The sequence below is a fragment of the Micromonospora carbonacea genome (assembly GCF_014205165.1).
In the GTDB taxonomy this organism is placed as follows: Bacteria; Actinomycetota; Actinomycetes; order Mycobacteriales; family Micromonosporaceae; genus Micromonospora; species Micromonospora carbonacea.
Genome location: NZ_JACHMZ010000001.1, coordinates 4,343,155 through 4,359,470, shown reverse-complemented (window position 1 = coordinate 4,359,470; position 16,316 = coordinate 4,343,155). Strand labels below are relative to the sequence as shown.

Genomic DNA, 16,316 nt, shown 5'->3' with positions numbered 1-16,316 from the left:
CGCCGACCACGGGGGCCTGGGATGAGCATGCGAGACACCGACCGGGCGCTGGTGCAGGCGGCCACGGCCGTGGCGAAGCTGCGCTGCCGCAGCGACCGGCACACCGTCGCCGCGGCCGCGCGTACCGCCGCCGGCCGGGTGTTCAGCGGCGTGAACGTCCACCACGTCACCGGCGGGCCGTGCGCCGAGGTGGTGGTGATCGGGGCCGCCGCCACCCAGGGGGAGACGGAGCTGGAGACCATCGTGGCGGTGGGCGACCGGGGTCGGGACGTCCTGACCCCCTGCGGCCCGTGCCAGCAGGTGCTGCGGGACTACTTCCCGTCGATCCGGGTCATCGTCGGCCCGGCGGACGCGCTGCGCGCGGTGCCGGTCGCCGAGCTGCTTCCCGGGGAGTAGGGTCGCCTGACCGTTAGAAACCGTTTCGTCCTCATAAAGGAGTAACGACGCCGTTTCGGCACTGTGGTGAGCAATGCTCGTTCTAGCCTCGCGGCATGGTGACCCGTAGACGACTCATCGCCGCCGGTGCGGCCGGCGGCGCGGCCCTGCTGCTGCCCGCCGGTCGCACCGCAGCCGGCGCCCCGACCGCCCTGATCGCCCCCCGTGCCGTGCCCAAGTACGTCACCCCGCTGCCCGTGCCGTCGACCATGCCCGCCTCCCGCACCAGCGGCGACGTCGACGAGTACGTGGTCGCCGTCCGCCAGTTCCGCCAGCAGGTCCTCCCGGCCGGGCTGCCGGCGACGACGGTGTGGGGCTTCGGCTCGCCCGACCACCCGCGCAGCTTCACCTATCCCGGCCCCACCATCGCCGCCACCGTCGGCCGCCCGGTCCGGGTGACCTGGTGCAACCAGCTCGTCGACGAGCGGGGCTGCTACCTGCCGCACCTGCTGCCGGTCGACCCGACACTGCACTGGGCCAACCCGACCGGCGGCGTCGAGGGCCGCGACCACCGGCCGCACTTCACCAGCACCCCCGACCCGTACCGGGGGCCTGTCCCGACCGTCATGCACGTGCACGGCGGGCACAACCGGCAGGAGAGCGACGGCCACCCCCAGGCGTGGTACCTCCCCGCGGCCCGGGACCTGCCCGCCGGGTGCGCCGACGGCGGCTCGGCCTACGGCGAGTTCCGGGACCTGGCAGCCGAGCGGACCGGCGTCCGCTGCGCCCCCGGCACGGCCGGCACGGAGTACGCCAACGACCAGCGCCCGACGACCCTCTGGTACCACGACCACACCCTGGGCATGACCCGGGTGAACCTCTACGCCGGACTGGCCGGCTTCTACCGGCTCAGCGGCGGCCCCGACGACCTGCCGCCCGGGGTGCTGCCCGGCTCGCTGCCGGGGGAGGCGGGGTGCGACCTGCCGCTGCTGATCCAGGACCGCACCTTCCGCCCCGACGGCTCGCTCTGGTATCCCGACAGCCGCGCCGACTTCGACGACTACCCCGGCCCGTACCTGCCGGGGACCGACGTGTCGCCGATCTGGAACCCCGAGTTCTTCGGCGCCGCCATGGTGGTCAACGGCGCGACCTGGCCGGTGCTGCGGGTGCAGCGGCGGCGTTACCGGTTCCGGCTGCTCAACGGCTGCAACGCCCGGTTCCTGATGCTGTCGGTCACCGACCACCCGACCCGCCGCCCGGCCCGGCCGGCGCTGCCGCTGTGGCAGGTCGGCAGCGACGGCGGTTTCCTGCCCGAGCCCGTGGCCGCGCCCCGGATCCTGCTCGCCAACGGCCAGCGGGCCGACCTCGTGGTCGACTTCACCGACGTGCCGGCCGGCACCGAGCTGTACCTGGTCAACGAGGGCCCCGACGAGCCGTTCTGCGGCGGCGCGCCGGGGACGGACTTCCCCCCGGCCGACCCGCGGACGACCGGGCAGGTGCTCAAGTTCGTGGTGGGCGACCGGGCCGGCGTCGACCGGAGCGTCCCGCCCGGGCAGTTGTCGCTGCCGACGTGCACCCCGCTGCCGGCCGCCCGGGGCGTCCGGCGGCTCTCGCTCAACGAGCAGGAGTCCTCGGCCGGCCCGGTGCGGGCCCTGCTGGGCGTCGTCGCCGCGAGCGGCCGGCCGGTGCCGCTGAGCTGGGACGCGCCGGTGACCGAGACGCCCGCCCTCGGCGTGACCGAGGAGTGGGAGTTGCGCAACTGCACCGAGGACGCCCACCCGATCCACGTGCACCAGGTGCAGTTCCAGGTGCTCGGGCGGGGGCACGACGGCCACACCCCGCCCGGCCCCGCGGAGGCCGGCTTCCACGACACCGTGGTCGCGTACCCGGGGCAGTTGACCCGGATCAAGGTCCGCTTCGACCTGCCGGGACGCTTCGTGTGGCACTGCCACCTGTTGGAGCACGAGGACAACGAGATGATGCGCCCGATCGAGGTGCTGCCGTCCGGTGCCGCCGAGGGCGGGGACGGCTCCTCCCGGCGCGTGGGGGCCGCAGGCTGACCGGTCGACGCCTGCGGGCCGGGCTGGACCGGCGTGGCGTGGCGGGCCGGGGCGTGGCGGGGCGGGGCGGGTCAGCCCCGCGCCCGGAACGGTGCCAGCGTGGCGCGGATCGTCTCGGCGGCGCCCCAGTCGTCGTCGAACTGGGCCAGCACCGCCAGGTGCTGTCGTAGCTGGATGATCGGCATGCGGGCCGGCCAGTCGTCGTCGAGACCGGTCAGCTCGGCGTAGACGGCGAAGAACCGCCGCGCCTCCGGCGGCGGCGCCGTGCTCCAGAGGTGGGCCAGGTCCACCTCCGCCCACAGGTACGACACCGCCGGGTCGATCAGCGCCGCTCGCCCGTCCGCGGTGGCCAGGACGTTCTGGGCCCACAGGTCGCCGTGCGTCAGGCAGGCCGGCCGGTCCGGCAGCAGCTCGGGGAGCCGGTCACACAGCCGTTCCAGCGCGGCCCGGTCGGCGGGCCCGAGCGCCGCCTCGACGCGGGGCTCGGTGAGCCAGCGGAGCAACCGGCGCTCCGCGAAGAAGGCGAAGCCGTCGTCGGCCCACGTGTTGAGCTGCGGGCGACGCCCCAACCAGTTGTCGCGGTGCCAGCCGAAGCGGGGGTGGAGGGTGCCCGTGTGCAGGTGGGCCAGCGCGTGCGCGAACTCCTCCCAGAAGGCCCCGCTGCGGGGTCTCGGCCGCAGCAGCGACAGCACGAGCACCTCCTGGTTCGCCACGATCACCTCGGGGGTCTCCTGCCCGCCGAGCTCCCGCAGGGCCGCCAGCCCCTCGGCCTCCGCGACGAAGGCGTCACCGACGCCGTCCGGCACTTCGGCGAAGGTCTTGACGAAGACCGGCGGCCCGTTCTCGCGGTGGGCTGTCCCGGCGAGGGCGGCGAGCCCACCGCTGGCCGGGACGACGGTGACGACGTCGCGGATCCCCACCCGCGACAGCCGCTGAGCCAGAAGGTGTGTCGGGGGCATCGGCAGTGGTCTCCTCCGGTCGCGGCGTACCCGGGTCTTCGGATCGACGGTGACCATCCCAGATCCGCGCGCCCCCGGGGACCCCGCCGGGACGAACCGCCCGCCGCGCGGCGGCGCTCGGCACGGCCGCCCTGCTCAGCGGGGTGGCGACGACTCCGGATCGACGAGCGCCGGTTAGGGCCACCCGCCCCCCTCGGTTTAAGGTAAGGCGTACCTAAGTCGAGGGAGGTTCGTGACCACCGTCGCCGCGCGGCCGATCCGGGCCGGCACACCGATGACCCGGGGCCTGGGCCGCCGGGCGGCCGTCACCCTCGGCGCGGCGGCCGTGCTCGCCCTCGCCGTGCTGGCCAGCTTCGCCCTCGGCAGCCGCCCGCTCGCCCCCGGCGCGGTCTGGCACGCCCTGGTCGCCCCCGACGGCGGCGACGCCACCACCATCGTCCGCGAGCTGCGGCTGCCCCGCACCGCCCTCGGCCTGCTCGTCGGGCTCGCGCTCGCCGTGGCCGGGGTGCTCTTCCAGGCGCTGACCCGCAACCCGCTCGCCGAGCCGCGCATCCTCGGCATCAGCGCGGGCGCGTCGTTCGGCGTGGTCCTCGCCATCGCCGTCTTCGGCGTCGGCACCCTCGCCGGGTACGTCTGGTTCGGCATCGCCGGGGCGCTCGCCGCCGGCCTGGCCGTCTTCGCCGTCGCCAACCGGGCCCGCGACGGCGCGTCGCCGGTCACCCTCGCGCTGACCGGCGCGGCGCTCGACGCCAGTCTCGGTGCCCTCGTGTACGCGCTGCTCAGCATCGACGCCCGCACCTTCGAGGAGTACCGGTTCTGGGTCGTCGGCGGGCTGACCGGCCGGGGCGTCGGGGTCGCCGGGCAGGTGCTGCCGTTCGTCCTCGCCGGGCTCGTGCTGGCCGCCCTCGTCGCCCGGGGCCTCGACGCGATGGCCCTCGGCGACGACGTGGCCCGGGGCCTGGGCCACCGCGTCGGGCTGGTCCGCCTCGGCGGCGGCGCGGCCGGGGTGCTGCTCACCGGCGCGGCCGTGGCGGCGGCCGGGCCGATCGCGTTCGTCGGCCTCGCCGTGCCGCACCTGGCCCGCGCCCTGGTCGGGGCCGACCACCGGTGGACCCTCGCCGTCGCCGCGCTGCTCGGGCCGGCCCTGCTGCTCGCCGCCGACGTGGCGGGCCGGCTCGTCGCCCCGCCCGGCGAGGTGCCCGCCGGGGTGGTGACCGCGCTGGTCGGCGCGCCCCTGCTGGCCTTCCTGGTGCGCCGTGCCCGGGTGGTGACCGCGTGAGCGCGGTGGCCCCCGCCCGGCCCGGCCCCGCCGTCCGGCCCGCCGCCCCCGCCGGCCGCTCGCTGCTGCGGCTCGGCCCGCTGCGGGTGCCGGTGCGCCGCCGCCCCGTGCTGGTCGCCGCCGCGCTGGCCGGGCTGCTCGTCGCCGCCGGGCTGCTCAGCCTCTCCCTCGGCACCCCGTACGTCGCCACGCCCGACGTGCTGCGCGCGCTCGGCGGCGCGAGCACCCCGTACGACCTGGTGGTGCTCGGCCTGCGGCTGCCCCGGCTGGTGCTCGCGGCGGTGGCCGGCGCGGCGTTCGGGGTCGCCGGCACGCTGATCCAGAGCGTGGCCCGCAACCCGCTGGCCAGCCCCGACGTCATCGGCATCACCCAGGGCGCGGGGCTCGCCGCGACGGTGGCCCTCACCAGCGGGGCCGCCGCCGTGCTGGTCGCCCCGGCGGCGCTGCTCGGCGGCCTGGCCGCCGCCGTCGCGGTGTTCGCCCTCGGCGCCCGGCACGGGCTGGCCGCCCAGCGCTTCGTGCTCGCCGGGGTGGCGGTCGCCTTCGGGCTGCGGGCGCTCATCGAGGTGGTCCTGCTGACCGCCGACCCGATCGACGGGCTGCGCGCCCAGATCTGGCTGCTCGGCACCCTCGCCGGCAAGGGCTGGACCGAGGCGGCGTGGATCGCCGCGACCCTGCTGGCGCTCCTGCCGGTGCTGCTCTGGGCCGGCTGGGCGCTCAACAGCACCGCCCTGGACGACGACACGGCCCGGGGGATCGGGGTGCGCCCCGTGGCCCGCCGGGTCACCCTGGCCGGCACCGGCGTGCTCGCCGCAGCGATGGTCACCGCGCAGGTCGGCGCCGTCGACTTCGTCGCCCTCGTCGCCCCGCAACTGGCCCGCCGGCTGGTCCGCGCCGAGCGGCCCCCGCTGCTCTGCTCCGCCCTGCTCGGGGCGCTGCTGCTGGTCCTCGCCGACCTCGCCGGCCGCCGGCTGTTCGCGCCCACCCAGCTTCCGGCGGGCGTGCTGACCGCCGCGATCGGCGGACCGTACCTGATGTTCCTGCTGCTGCGCGGCCGGCGGAGGGCGTCGTGACGACCCCCGCGCCCGCCGCTCCGCCCGCCCCCGCCGGCGCACCGGACCCCGCCGACCCCTCCCGAGGAGCCGCGATGCTCTCCACCCGCGACCTGGTCGTCGGCTACGACGAGCGGACCGTCCTGGACGGCCTCGACGTGACGTTGCCCGCCGGGGCGTTCACCGTCATCGTCGGGCCGAACGCCTGCGGCAAGTCCACCCTGCTGCGCACCATGGCGCGACTGCTGACCCCGCGCCGGGGCGCCGTGCTGCTCGACGGCACCGCCATCCGGGACCTGCCGACCCGGGAGGTCGCCCGGCGGCTCGGGGTGCTGCCGCAGAGCCCGCTGGTGCCCGAGGGGGTGACGGTCGCCGACCTGGTCGGCCGGGGCCGGCAGCCGCACCAGCGGTGGTGGCGGCAGTGGTCGGCGGCCGACGGCGCCGCCGTCGACGAGGCGATGGCCCTCGCCGACGTGGCCGGCCTCGCCAACCGCCCGGTGGACACCCTCTCCGGCGGCCAGCGGCAGCGGGTCTGGATCGCGATGACCCTCGCCCAGGACACCGAGGCGCTGCTGCTGGACGAGCCGACGACCTTCCTCGACCTGGCCCACCAGGTCGAGGTGCTGGACCTGCTGCACCGGCTGCGCGCCGAACGGGGCCGCACCGTCGTCGCGGTGCTGCACGACCTCAACCAGGCCGCCCGGTACGCCGACCACCTCGTCGCCATGCGCGCCGGGGCGGTGGTCGCCGCCGGCCCGCCCCGGGAGATCCTCACCGCGGCGCTGGTCCGCGACGTCTTCGGGCTCGACTGCGTGGTGGTGCCCTGCCCGGTGAGCGGCGCGCCCCTGGTCGTGCCCGCCCTCACCACCCCCTCCCCGGCCGCCGTCCCGGCCCCGGCCTCTTCCTCTTCTGCTTCCGCTGTCCCTGCCTCTCCCGCCGGCCCGTCGGCCGGCTGAACCACTCGAAAGGAACCCCACCATGCGTCGTCTCGCCGCCGTGCTCACCGCGGCCGTCGCCCTCGGCGTCGGACTCACCGCCTGCGGTGAGAGCGACCCCGTCGCCGGCACCGCCACCGGACAGACCCGTGAGGTCACGCACGCCATGGGCACCACCAAGGTGCCCGCCGAGCCGAAGCGGGTCGTCGTCCTCGACACCGACAAGATCGACACAGCGCTCTCGCTCGGGGTCACACCCGTCGGCGCGGCGACCGCCGGCGAGGCGAGGAGCTGGCCCACCTACTTCGGCGAGGAGAAGCTGGCCGGCATCAAGGAGGTCGGGGTGCTCACCGAGCCCGACCTGGAGGCGATCAACGCCCTCAAGCCCGACCTGATCCTCGGCAGCAAGTTCCGTCAGGAGAAGTTCTACGACGAGCTGGCCGCCATCGCGCCGACCGTGTTCACCGAGAAGGTGGGCATCACCTGGAAGGAGAACTTCCTCCTCGACGGTCAGGCCCTGGGCAAGGAGCAGCAGGCCAAGGACCTGCTGGCCGCGTACGAGAAGCGGGCGAAGGACTTCGGCGCGAAGCTCGGCGACGCCGCCGACCGCACCGTCTCCATCGTGCGCTTCATCCCCGGCGCGATCCGGGTGTACGGGCCGGACTCCTTCTCCGGCATCGTCGTCGGCGACACCGGCCTCGGCCGCCCGGAGCGGCAGCAGCTCGCCGGCAAGGAGGACAAGCGGTTCGACCTGGTCAGCGCCGAGCGGGTCAACGAGGTCGACGCCGACGTCGTCTTCGTGACCGCGTACGGCGAGAAGGCCGCCGCGGAGCAGGCCACCGTCACCGGCGGCACGCTGTGGAAGGGGCTGTCGGCGGTCAAGGCGGGCCGGGCGCACGTGGTCTCCGACGAGACCTGGATGACGGGCATCGGCGTCGGCGCCGCCAACAAGATCATCGACGACCTGGAGAAGTACGTCCCGGCGGCCTGACCCCCACGGCCAACCCTGACCGCTTGGGCCCCGCCCTGCCCTGCTCTGCCCGGCTTCAAGATCGTGCTTAATCGGTGAAACAGTGGCATCCGCGCGCCCGGATGCCACTGTTTCCGGGATCGAGCACGATCATGCAGCCCACCCCACCCCGACTCCGACGTCCGCGCCTGCCGTGTGGCGCGCCGCTCGGCCCCGTACGCGATCGCGCCACCTCCCTCCGCCCGTGGGGACGGTGGGAGGTGGCGCGGGTAGGGCGGGCGGCGGTGGGACGGGTCAGGCGGCGGTGGACCAGATCGCGCGGAAGGCCGCCGCCTCGCCGGCCAGCCACTGCTCGACCTGCTCGGGCCTGACGCCGTCGGGCATCCGGTGCGCCACGCCCCGCCGCACGTCGACCAGGACGGGCGCGGCGTGCGGCAGGACCGCGTCCATGTGCCGGGCCATCAGGTGCAGGGTGGCCAGGGCCGCCTCCTCGCTGGGCGGGGCCTCGTCGAAGTGCAGGCGGACGGCCTCGGCGCGGCCGTCGGCGGCGTGCCGGATGCCGAAGTGCGGATTGATCTTCACCGGCAGGTCGCCGAGCATGGCCAAGGCGTCGCGGGTCTGCGCCAGGTCGATGCCGGTCGGCTCGCCGAGGGAGTGCAGCCAGGCCGTCGCGCCCGGCACGAGCGCCCGGTAGAGCGGCTGCCAGCGCGGCTTGACCGCGTCGGCCACCTGCGCCAGGTGGGTGCCGCCGGTGTGGAACGCGACGTCGGCCTTGAGCGCCTTGACGAACTGACCGTGCGGGTTGAACCCGTGCTTGCTGGCCCGCTGCTTGCGCAGGCCCCCGACGAAGCTGGCCTTGGTGGGCCCGGTGCGGTCGACGTACCGGGTGAAGCCGAGGAGGGTGGCGTAGGGCGGGAGGGTGCTGGAGGTGGGCGCGGTCACGGAAGTCCTCCCAGGTCAGGACTTGGTTTAGTACATACATTCTAATCGACGGGTCTGACATCGCCCAGGGAAATGAGGGGCGTATCGGCAGCCGTCTGCCCGGCGCTACGCACCCCGCGCACATCCGGGCGAGCGGTCAGGGGGCGGCCAGGACGACGGGGTTGGCGAGCGCGGCCAGCCGCCCGCCGGGACCGCGCGCCGCGCCCCGCCGGAGCAGCGCCAGCCGCCGCGCCCATGCCCCACCGGCCGGCACCGGCGAGCAGACCCCGGACGCCGCGCGTGTCCGAGGCGTCGTGCCCGGTGGAGGCGGCGGCGTCCGGGCCGACCGCGCCCGGGGTCAGAGCTGGCCGACGTCCGTGATCCGGACGACGGCCGCGCCGACCTCGTCGGAGGCGGCCAGGTCGACCTCGGCGCTGATGCGCCAGTCGTGGTCGCCGTCGGGGTCGTCGAGGATCTGCCGGACCGTCCACCGGTCCCGGCCCTGCTCGATCATTAGCAGCGCCGGGCCGCGGGCGTCCGGCCCCGTGCCGATCGAGTCGTACACCTCGAAGTAGGGCTCCAGCGCGTCGGCCCACGCGTCGGCGTCCCAGCCGTCGGCGGCGTCGAGCTCGCCCAGCAGGTCCCAGCGGCGCAGGGCGGCCAGCTCGACCCGGCGGAACAGCGCGTTGCGCACCAGCACCCGGAACGCCCGCGCGTTGCGGGTGACCGCCGGCGGCCGGTCGTCGAGGGCGGCGTGCGCCTCGGCGGCCTCGGCGACGTCCGACGGGTTCTTCAGCCGCTCCCACTCGTCGATGAGGCTGGAGTCGACCTGGCGGACCAGCTCGTGCAGCCACTCGATGAGGTCGATCAGCTCCTCGGTCTTGGCGTCCTCGGGCACGGTCTGTCGCAGCGTCTTGTACGCGTCGGCGAGGTAGCGCAGCACGAGGCCCTCGGAGCGGGTGAGGGAGTAGAACTGCACGTACTCGGTGAAGGTCATCGCCCGCTCGTACATGTCCCGCACGACGGACTTGGGGGAGAGCTGGTGGTCGGCGACCCACGGGTGCCCCCGCCGGTACATCTCGTACGCGGCGTCGAGCAGCTCCGCCAGGGGCTTCGGGTGGGTCACCTCGTCGAGCAGTTCGAGGCGGGCCTCGTACTCGATGCCCTCGGCCTTCATCGCGGCGACCGCCTCGCCGCGGGCCTTGAACTGCTGCGCGGACAGCACCTGGCGGGGGTCGTCGAGGATCGACTCGATCACGCTGAGCACGTCGAGGGCGTAGGACGGGCTCTCGGCGTCGAGCAGCTCGATCGCGGCCAGCGCGAGGGGCGACAGCGGCTGGTTGAGCGCGAAGTCGAGCTGGAGGTCGACGGTGAGCCGCACCCGGCGACCGGTCTCGTCCGGCTCGGGCAGCTCCTCGACCACCCCGCCGGCCCGCAGCGCCCGGTAGATGGCGATGGCCCGGCGGATGTGCCGGCGCTGGGCGGCGCGGTCCTCGTGGTTGTCGGTGAGCAGGTGCCGCATCGCGGCGAACGCGTCGCCGGGGCGGCCGATGACGTTGAGCAGCATCGAGTGGCTGACCTGGAAGCTGGACGTCAGCGGCTCCGGCTCGGCCTCGACCAGACGGTCGAACGTCGGCTGGCCCCAGCCGATCGAGCCCTCCGGCGGCTTCTTGCGCACCACCTTGCGCCGCTTCTTCGGGTCGTCGCCGGCCTTGGCGAGGGCCTTCTCGTTCTCGATGACGTGCTCGGGGGCCTGCACGACGACCCGGCCGAGGGTGTCGAAGCCGGCCCGCCCGGCCCGGCCGGCGATCTGGTGGAACTCGCGGGCCTTCAACAGCCGGGTACGCACCCCGTCGTACTTGCTCAGGCCGGTGAACAGCACCGTGCGGATGGGCACGTTGATGCCGACGCCGAGCGTGTCGGTGCCGCAGATGACCTTGAGCAGGCCGGCCTGGGCGAGGGTCTCCACGAGCCGGCGGTACTTCGGCAGCATGCCGGCGTGGTGCACCCCGATGCCGTGCCGCACCAGCCGCGACAGGGTCTTGCCGAAGCCGGAGGTGAACCGGAACCGGCCGATCGCCTCGGCGATCAGGTCCTTCTCGGCCCGGGTGCAGACGTTCACGCTCATCAGCGCCTGGGCCCGCTCCAGGGCGGCGGCCTGGGTGAAGTGCACGACGTACACCGGGGCCTGCTTGGTCTCCAACAGCTCCTCGAGGGTCTCGTGCAGCGGCGTCATCGCGTACGAGAAGAGGAGCGGGACCGGCCGCTCGGCCGAGCGCACGACGGCGGTCGGCCGGCCGGTGCGCCGGGTCAGGTCGTCGACGAAGCGGCTGGTGTCGCCGAGGGTGGCCGACATCAGCACGAACTGGGCCTGCGGCAGCTCGATGATCGGCACCTGCCACGCCCAGCCCCGGTCCGGCTCGGCGTAGAAGTGGAACTCGTCCATGACCACCTGGCCGACGTCGGCCCGCGCGCCCTCGCGCAGCGCGAGGTTGGCCAGCACCTCGGCGGTGCAGCAGATGATCGGGGCGTCGGCGTTGACGCTGGCGTCGCCGGTGAGCATGCCGACGTTGTCGGCCCCGAAGACCTCGCACAGCGCGAAGAACTTCTCCGACACCAGGGCCTTGATCGGGGCGGTGTAGAAGGTCGTCCGGTCGTCGGCCAGGGCGGCGAAGTGCGCGGCGATCGCCACCAGGCTCTTGCCCGAGCCGGTCGGCGTGTTCATGATCACGTTCGCGCCGGAGACGATCTCGATGACCGCCTCCTCCTGGTGGGGGTAGAGGTCGAGGCCGCGCTCCTTCGCCCAACCGGCGAACGCGTCGAAGAGGGTGTCGGGGTCGGCGCTTGTCGGCAGCGCGGCGGTGAGCGTCATAGCCCGTCCATCGTGCCTGTCGCAGGCCCCTCCGCGCCAACCGGGTGTTAGGAAGGGGCCCCTGTACAACAGAATGCGTTAACAGGGTGCCCTTCCTTGCACCGCATGCGCGCCGCGCGCCGTGCCTTGGCCGGCACCCTCACGCGCGGCGGTGGACCAGGTCGAACACCGGGCGGCCCGCCGTCAGGGCGCGCCGCTCGAACTTGGTCACCGGCCGGTGCGCCGGGCGCGGCGCGTACCCGCTGTGCACGTCCACCAGGCCCGCGTCGGCGGTCAGCGTCTCGCGCATCGACTCCGCGTACTCCGCCCAGTCGGTGGCGCAGTGCAGCGTCCCGCCGGGCGTCAGCCGGGAGCGCAGCAGCGCCACGTGCGCCGGCTGGATGATCCGCCGCTTGTGGTGCCGCGACTTGGGCCACGGGTCGGGGAAGAAGACGTGCACCGCGTCCAGCGACCCGTCCGGCAGCGCCCGGACCAGGTCCAGCGCGTCGCCCCGGGCCACCCGCACGTTGTCCAGCCCGAGGCGCTCCACCAGCCCCAACAGGTTGGCGATTCCCGGCGTGTGCACCTCGACCGCCAGATAGTCTCGGCCTGGGTCGGCGGCGGCCATCGCGGCCGTGGCGTCCCCCATCCCCGACCCGATCTCCAGCACGATCGGGGCCCGGCGGCCGAACAGCGCCGCCAGGTCCACGGGCGCGGCGGCGGGACCGTCGGCGACCGTCAGGCCGTACGCCGACCAGAGCCGGTCGAGGGCGTCGACCTGGCGGCCGGTCATCCGGCCCCGGCGGGGGTGGAAGGTGCGGATCCGCGACGCGTGCGGCGGCACGGTCACGACGGGGTTCGCTTCGGTGGAGGTCACAGCGGTCCGAGCGTACGCGACCAGCGCGCCGGATCGCCTGTGAGGTACGACCGGGGATGAGAAGATTCATCCCGTACGGCAGGCCGGGCGGGCCGTTGCCCGGCGACGCACTACCGCGCCGGGAGGGGCCATGGGGGCAGCCACGCGCCAGTGTGCCGGACCCGCCACGGGCCCGGTCGCACGGGTCGGTGCCGCGCTCGCCGTCGCCGTCGCCGCGTTCGCCGGGCCGCTCGCGGCGGGCGCGTGGGCCGCCGGACCGGCCGTGGCCGCCCCCGCACCCGAGCCGCCGCCGGGCCCGCCCGGTGGCGAACAGCCCGGCTGGCTCGTCTTCGTCGAGGTCACCCCGAGCACCGTGCAGCCCGGCTACCTCGTGGGCATCCGGGCGAGCTGTCACGACAACTCGGTGCCGGCGATCGTCGTCTCCGACGCCTTCGGCCGGGTCGCCGTGCACCCGCAGCGGGGCCTGTTGGCCGGCACCCCGATGGTCCGCGAGCGCATCTGGCCGGGCAACTACCGGGTCAAGCTCGAATGCCGGGGCGGCGAGACCGCCACCACGATGCTCCAGGTGGTCAAGAAGCAGCCCTCGCCCGCGCCCACCCACAAGCCGACGTACCAGCCGACCGGTCACCCGACGTACCCGCCCACGCACTACCCGAGCCGGGGGCCGAACACGGGATTCGGTGGCACCGCCCGGGGCGCCACCGACGGCCTGCTGCTGCCCGGCGGCGTGGCGTTGACCGTGGCCGGCGTGACGATCGGCGTGGCCACGGCCCGTCGGCCGCGGTCCCGCCGCGGCGGAAACCGCCGCTGAGGCCGGCCGTGGCGTCGGCACGCACCACTCCGGGCGTGGCGTCGGCGCGCACGGTCCGGGCGGTGGCGTCGGCAGGTACGGTCCGGGGCGCGGCGTCGGGAGGTACCGTCCGGGCGGTGGCGGCCGTGCGTGCCTCCGCCCGCAGCGGGACGGCCGTGCGTGCCGCCCCGGGCGCGGTCTCCACCCGGTCCGCCCGGCCGGACGGCCGCCGGCCCTGGTCGGTGCCGGCGGCCGTGGCCCTGGTGCTGCTCGGCGTCTTCGCCACCGGCGCCGGCCTCGGCCGCACGGCGGGGCCCTTCGAGTGGGCCACCCGCCCGGCTGACCGGGCGGCAGCGGTGGCCGACGAGGCGCGCCCGCCGACCGCCGGCCGACCGGTGCGCCTCCGGGTGCCGGCGATCCGGGTGTCCGCGCCGGTCGGCCCGGTCGGGCAGGCCGCCGACGGGTCGATCGCCGTGCCGCCGCTGAGCGCCGCCGCCGAGACCGGCTGGTACGACCGCAGCGTGATCCCCGGCGAGCCCGGCCGGGCCGTGATCGTCGGTCACGTGGACACCCGGGACGGCCCGGCCGTCTTCTACGACCTGGGCAAACTGCGCGCCGGCGACCGGATCGAGGTGACCCGCGCCGACGGCGTCGTGGCGGTCTTCGCGGTGGACTCCGTCGAACACTTCGGCAAGGACGACCTGCCCGCCGACCGGGTGTACGGCGACGACGGCCCACCGGAACTGCGGCTGATCACCTGCGGCGGCGCATGGGTCGGCGGCCAGACGGGCTACGCCGACAACATCATCGCCTTCGCCTCCCTGCTACCCCCCAACCCCCACCCCTGACCTCGCCTGATCACCGAAGCGGGGTTGGGCCGGGCGGGGCGCGGGGGAGGGGCGGGACGGTCAGGGTGGGGTGAGGGTGAACTCGTTGCCGTCGGGGTCGGCCAGCATGATCGCGCCGTCCCGGCCCGTCTCCAGGCGGGTGGCACCGAGGGCGATCAGGCGGTCGGCTTCGGCCCGCTGGTCGCCTCCGGGCGGGGCGAGGTCGAAGCGCTGCCGGTTCCGCGCCGTCTTCGGGGCGACGGGCGGCCCGCCCCACGCGACCTTCGTGCCGCCGTGCGGTGACTGGACCGCGGTCTCCTGGTCCTGGTCCCACACCAGCGGCCAGTCCAGCGCCCGGCTCCAGAACAGGCCGACCTCGCGGGTGCCGTCGCAGGCCAGCTCGCCGAGCAGGCCGCAGCCGGCGAGGAAGCGGTTGCCCGGCGCGATCACGCAGAACTCGTTGCCCTCCGGGTCGGCCAGCACGGTGTGCTTCTCCTCGGGGCGCTGCCCGACGTCGAGGTGACCGCCGCCGAGCGCCAGCGCCGTCGTCACCAGGCGCTGCTGGTCGGCCTGGTCGGTGCTGGTCAGGTGCAGGTGCAGGCGGTTGGGCCCCGTCTTCTCCGTGCGGCTCGGGACGAAGCGGAGGCCGGGCTGGGTGTCGTCGCCGGGGAGCAGCGGGCCGCGTGCCTCCTCGGCGACCTCCCGGCCGAGCATGCCGGCCCAGAACCGTGCCAGGCGAACGGGGTCGTGCGCGTCGAGGGCCACCGTGAGCATCGGCGAGGGCATCACCGCACAGTAGACACGGGCCGGCGGGCCGGCAACGCGAATACCCCCGGCCGGCAGCGCCGGTCAGGTGGTGGGGGCGCTGAGGATCGGTGCCGGCCGGAAGCCCTTGACGACCAGCCAGACCCCGAGCGACAGCTCCCACGCGGCCACCGGGATGGTCAGGATCGCCGAGAGCGCGGAGGCCTGCTCGTTGACCCCGAACATGGTGGCCACGGCGGAGGCGACGAGCAGGGGCGCCCCGACGAGCCCGAGCAGGGGGATGATCCGCGGCACGAGGGCGGATCGGTACATCAGGTAGCCGAGCAGCAGCGCGTTGGCGGCGGGCACGAGGCCGGGCCCGAGCAGGAACGTCCAGTCGCGGACCGCGACGAGTGACGCGCCGACGGCGACGAGGGTGGGGGCGTCCGCGCCGGTCGTCGCGGCGGACTCCTGGCGCAGCGTCACCACCGTCAGCAGGCTTGCGACGCCGACGACGATGATCGCGGCTTCGAGGACCCGGGCGGTGACGAAGCCGAGCGCGGCGGCCTCGTGCTGCCGCCTGACGACGGGGAACAGCGCGACGGCCGTGCCCACGCAGGCGACGGCGTTGACGATGTCGAGCAGGCAGCCCGCGATCACCCGGGTGTCGCTGCCGGCGCTCACGATGTAGTCGGGGTTGTCGAGCACGGGCGCGATGAGGGCCACGGCGGGGAGCGAGGCGAGGAAGGTGATCAGGTAGAACACGCCCGCGACCAGCGCCGTCCTGCGCCGGGGCGAGCCGGCCGCCGTCGGCGGCGCGGCGGTGGGTCCCGTGTTGGCGGTCATCTGCGCCCTCCCCGTCCTCGACCCCAAAGGTGTACGTCGTACACCTTCGGCTCACGGTAAGGTGTACGACGTACACCGTCAAGGGCGACCGGGGAGGACCTGTCATGCCGGGCTTCGACGCGGGTCCGCGGGCGCGGCTCAACCGGGAACGCGTGCTCCGGGCGGCCGTCTCGCTCGCCGACGAGGCCGGGATCGCGGCGGTGAGCATGCGGCGGCTCGCCCAGGACCTCGGTGTGGTGCCGATGGCGCTCTACAAGCACGTCGCCGACAAGGAGGAACTGCTCGACGGGATGGTGGACACCGTGGTCGCCGGGATCGCGCCCGCCGACCCGGGCCTGCACTGGAAGGGCGCGGTGCGGCAACGGATCCTCGCGGCGCGGCGGGTGGTGCTCCGGCACCCCTGGGCGCGGCAGGCCATCGAGTCGCGCACCAACCGGACGCCGACCGTGCTCGGGCACCTCGACTCGCTGGCCGGCGCGTTCCTGGCCGGCGGCTTCTCCGCCGACCTCACCCACCACGTGATGCACGCCCTGGGCAACCGGGTCTGGGGCTTCAGCCCCGAGTTGTTCAACGCCCCTGAGCCGGCTGCCCCGCGGACTCCCACCCCCGAGGAGCAGGAGGCGGTGGTCCGCGAGTTCGCCGACCGCTTCCCGCACGTCCTGGCCATCGCCACCGCGGCCACCGGGGGCGACCTGGCGGCCGTGGGCCAGGGCTGCGACGAGCAGTTCGAGTTCGAGTTCGCCCTCGACCTGCTGCTCGACGGCGCCGAACGGCTGCACCGCGCGGGCTGGCGGTCGGCCGTGCCGGCCGTGCCGTGACGGGTCGGCCCC

At 75.1% G+C, this 16,316-nt stretch carries 15 protein-coding genes; 9 read left to right on the top strand and 6 right to left on the bottom strand.

Annotation, left to right across the window (positions count from 1 at the left end):
- Positions 1–21: 21 nt before the first annotated feature.
- Entirely contained in the window at positions 22–396 is a 375-nt protein-coding gene (locus HDA31_RS18660; RefSeq protein ID WP_178064199.1) for a cytidine/deoxycytidylate deaminase family protein, read from the top strand.
- Between the two features lie 95 nt (positions 397–491).
- Positions 492–2,435, top strand: a complete 1,944-nt coding sequence (locus HDA31_RS18655) for a multicopper oxidase family protein (RefSeq protein ID WP_178064200.1) — start codon at positions 492–494, stop codon at positions 2,433–2,435.
- 71 nt (positions 2,436–2,506) lie between these two features.
- On the opposite strand, the gene HDA31_RS18650 is transcribed toward HDA31_RS18655, so the two are convergent.
- The gene (locus HDA31_RS18650) at positions 2,507–3,394 is read right to left on the bottom strand and encodes a fructosamine kinase family protein (protein ID WP_178064201.1); all 888 of its coding nucleotides are present in this window, start codon (positions 3,392–3,394) and stop codon (positions 2,507–2,509) included.
- A gap of 232 nt (positions 3,395–3,626) precedes the next feature.
- Between HDA31_RS18650 and HDA31_RS18645 the strand changes: the two genes are divergently transcribed.
- The 4 genes from HDA31_RS18645 to HDA31_RS18630 all read left to right on the top strand — a co-directional run bounded on the left by HDA31_RS18645 (position 3,627) and on the right by HDA31_RS18630 (position 7,651).
- Positions 3,627–4,673 (top strand): FecCD family ABC transporter permease, encoded by a 1,047-nt coding sequence (locus tag HDA31_RS18645; RefSeq protein ID WP_219825023.1) that lies wholly within the window; start codon positions 3,627–3,629, stop codon positions 4,671–4,673.
- On the top strand, positions 4,670–5,746 hold the full coding sequence (locus tag HDA31_RS18640; protein ID WP_246384544.1) for a FecCD family ABC transporter permease: 1,077 nt from the start codon (positions 4,670–4,672) through the stop codon (positions 5,744–5,746). The genes HDA31_RS18645 and HDA31_RS18640 overlap by 4 nt, the downstream gene beginning before the upstream one ends.
- Before the next feature lie 74 nt (positions 5,747–5,820).
- Entirely contained in the window at positions 5,821–6,681 is an 861-nt protein-coding gene (locus HDA31_RS18635) for an ABC transporter ATP-binding protein (RefSeq protein WP_178064202.1), read from the top strand.
- 22 nt (positions 6,682–6,703) lie between these two features.
- Positions 6,704–7,651: an ABC transporter substrate-binding protein gene (locus HDA31_RS18630; RefSeq protein ID WP_074475886.1), complete on the top strand. Its 948-nt coding sequence runs from the start codon at positions 6,704–6,706 to the stop codon at positions 7,649–7,651.
- Positions 7,652–7,924: 273 nt separating this feature from the next.
- Here HDA31_RS18630 and HDA31_RS18625 read toward each other — a convergent pair whose 3' ends face one another.
- From HDA31_RS18625 to trmB, 3 genes are all read right to left on the bottom strand, one after another.
- Positions 7,925–8,572, bottom strand: a complete 648-nt coding sequence (locus HDA31_RS18625; protein WP_074475888.1) for a hypothetical protein — start codon at positions 8,570–8,572, stop codon at positions 7,925–7,927.
- Positions 8,573–8,909: 337 nt separating this feature from the next.
- Positions 8,910–11,423 carry a DEAD/DEAH box helicase gene (locus HDA31_RS18620; protein WP_178064203.1) on the bottom strand — a complete coding sequence of 838 codons (2,514 nt, stop codon included), beginning with the start codon at positions 11,421–11,423 and terminating at the stop codon, positions 8,910–8,912.
- A gap of 139 nt (positions 11,424–11,562) precedes the next feature.
- Entirely contained in the window at positions 11,563–12,195 is a 633-nt protein-coding gene (gene trmB / locus HDA31_RS18615; protein ID WP_260422436.1) for a tRNA (guanosine(46)-N7)-methyltransferase TrmB, read from the bottom strand.
- A gap of 214 nt (positions 12,196–12,409) precedes the next feature.
- On the opposite strand from trmB, the gene HDA31_RS18610 reads away from it, so the two are divergent.
- Both HDA31_RS18610 and HDA31_RS18605 read left to right on the top strand, forming a co-directional pair.
- Positions 12,410–13,090, top strand: a complete 681-nt coding sequence (locus HDA31_RS18610) for a hypothetical protein (protein WP_178064205.1) — start codon at positions 12,410–12,412, stop codon at positions 13,088–13,090.
- A 155-nt stretch (positions 13,091–13,245) separates the two neighbouring features.
- Complete coding sequence (locus HDA31_RS18605) at positions 13,246–13,917, top strand: class F sortase (protein ID WP_178067267.1); 672 nt, start codon at positions 13,246–13,248, stop codon at positions 13,915–13,917.
- Positions 13,918–13,977: 60 nt separating this feature from the next.
- On the opposite strand, the gene HDA31_RS18600 is transcribed toward HDA31_RS18605, so the two are convergent.
- Both HDA31_RS18600 and HDA31_RS18595 read right to left on the bottom strand, forming a co-directional pair.
- Positions 13,978–14,682: a VOC family protein gene (locus tag HDA31_RS18600; RefSeq protein ID WP_178064206.1), complete on the bottom strand. Its 705-nt coding sequence runs from the start codon at positions 14,680–14,682 to the stop codon at positions 13,978–13,980.
- Between the two features lie 63 nt (positions 14,683–14,745).
- A complete protein-coding gene (locus tag HDA31_RS18595; RefSeq protein WP_178064207.1) occupies positions 14,746–15,486 on the bottom strand; it encodes a DUF4386 domain-containing protein in 741 nt (246 codons plus the stop codon).
- A gap of 104 nt (positions 15,487–15,590) precedes the next feature.
- Here HDA31_RS18595 and HDA31_RS18590 point away from each other — a divergent pair, with 104 nt between their 5' ends.
- Complete coding sequence (locus tag HDA31_RS18590) at positions 15,591–16,304, top strand: TetR family transcriptional regulator (protein ID WP_178064208.1); 714 nt, start codon at positions 15,591–15,593, stop codon at positions 16,302–16,304.
- The last annotated feature ends 12 nt before the right edge of the window (positions 16,305–16,316 follow it).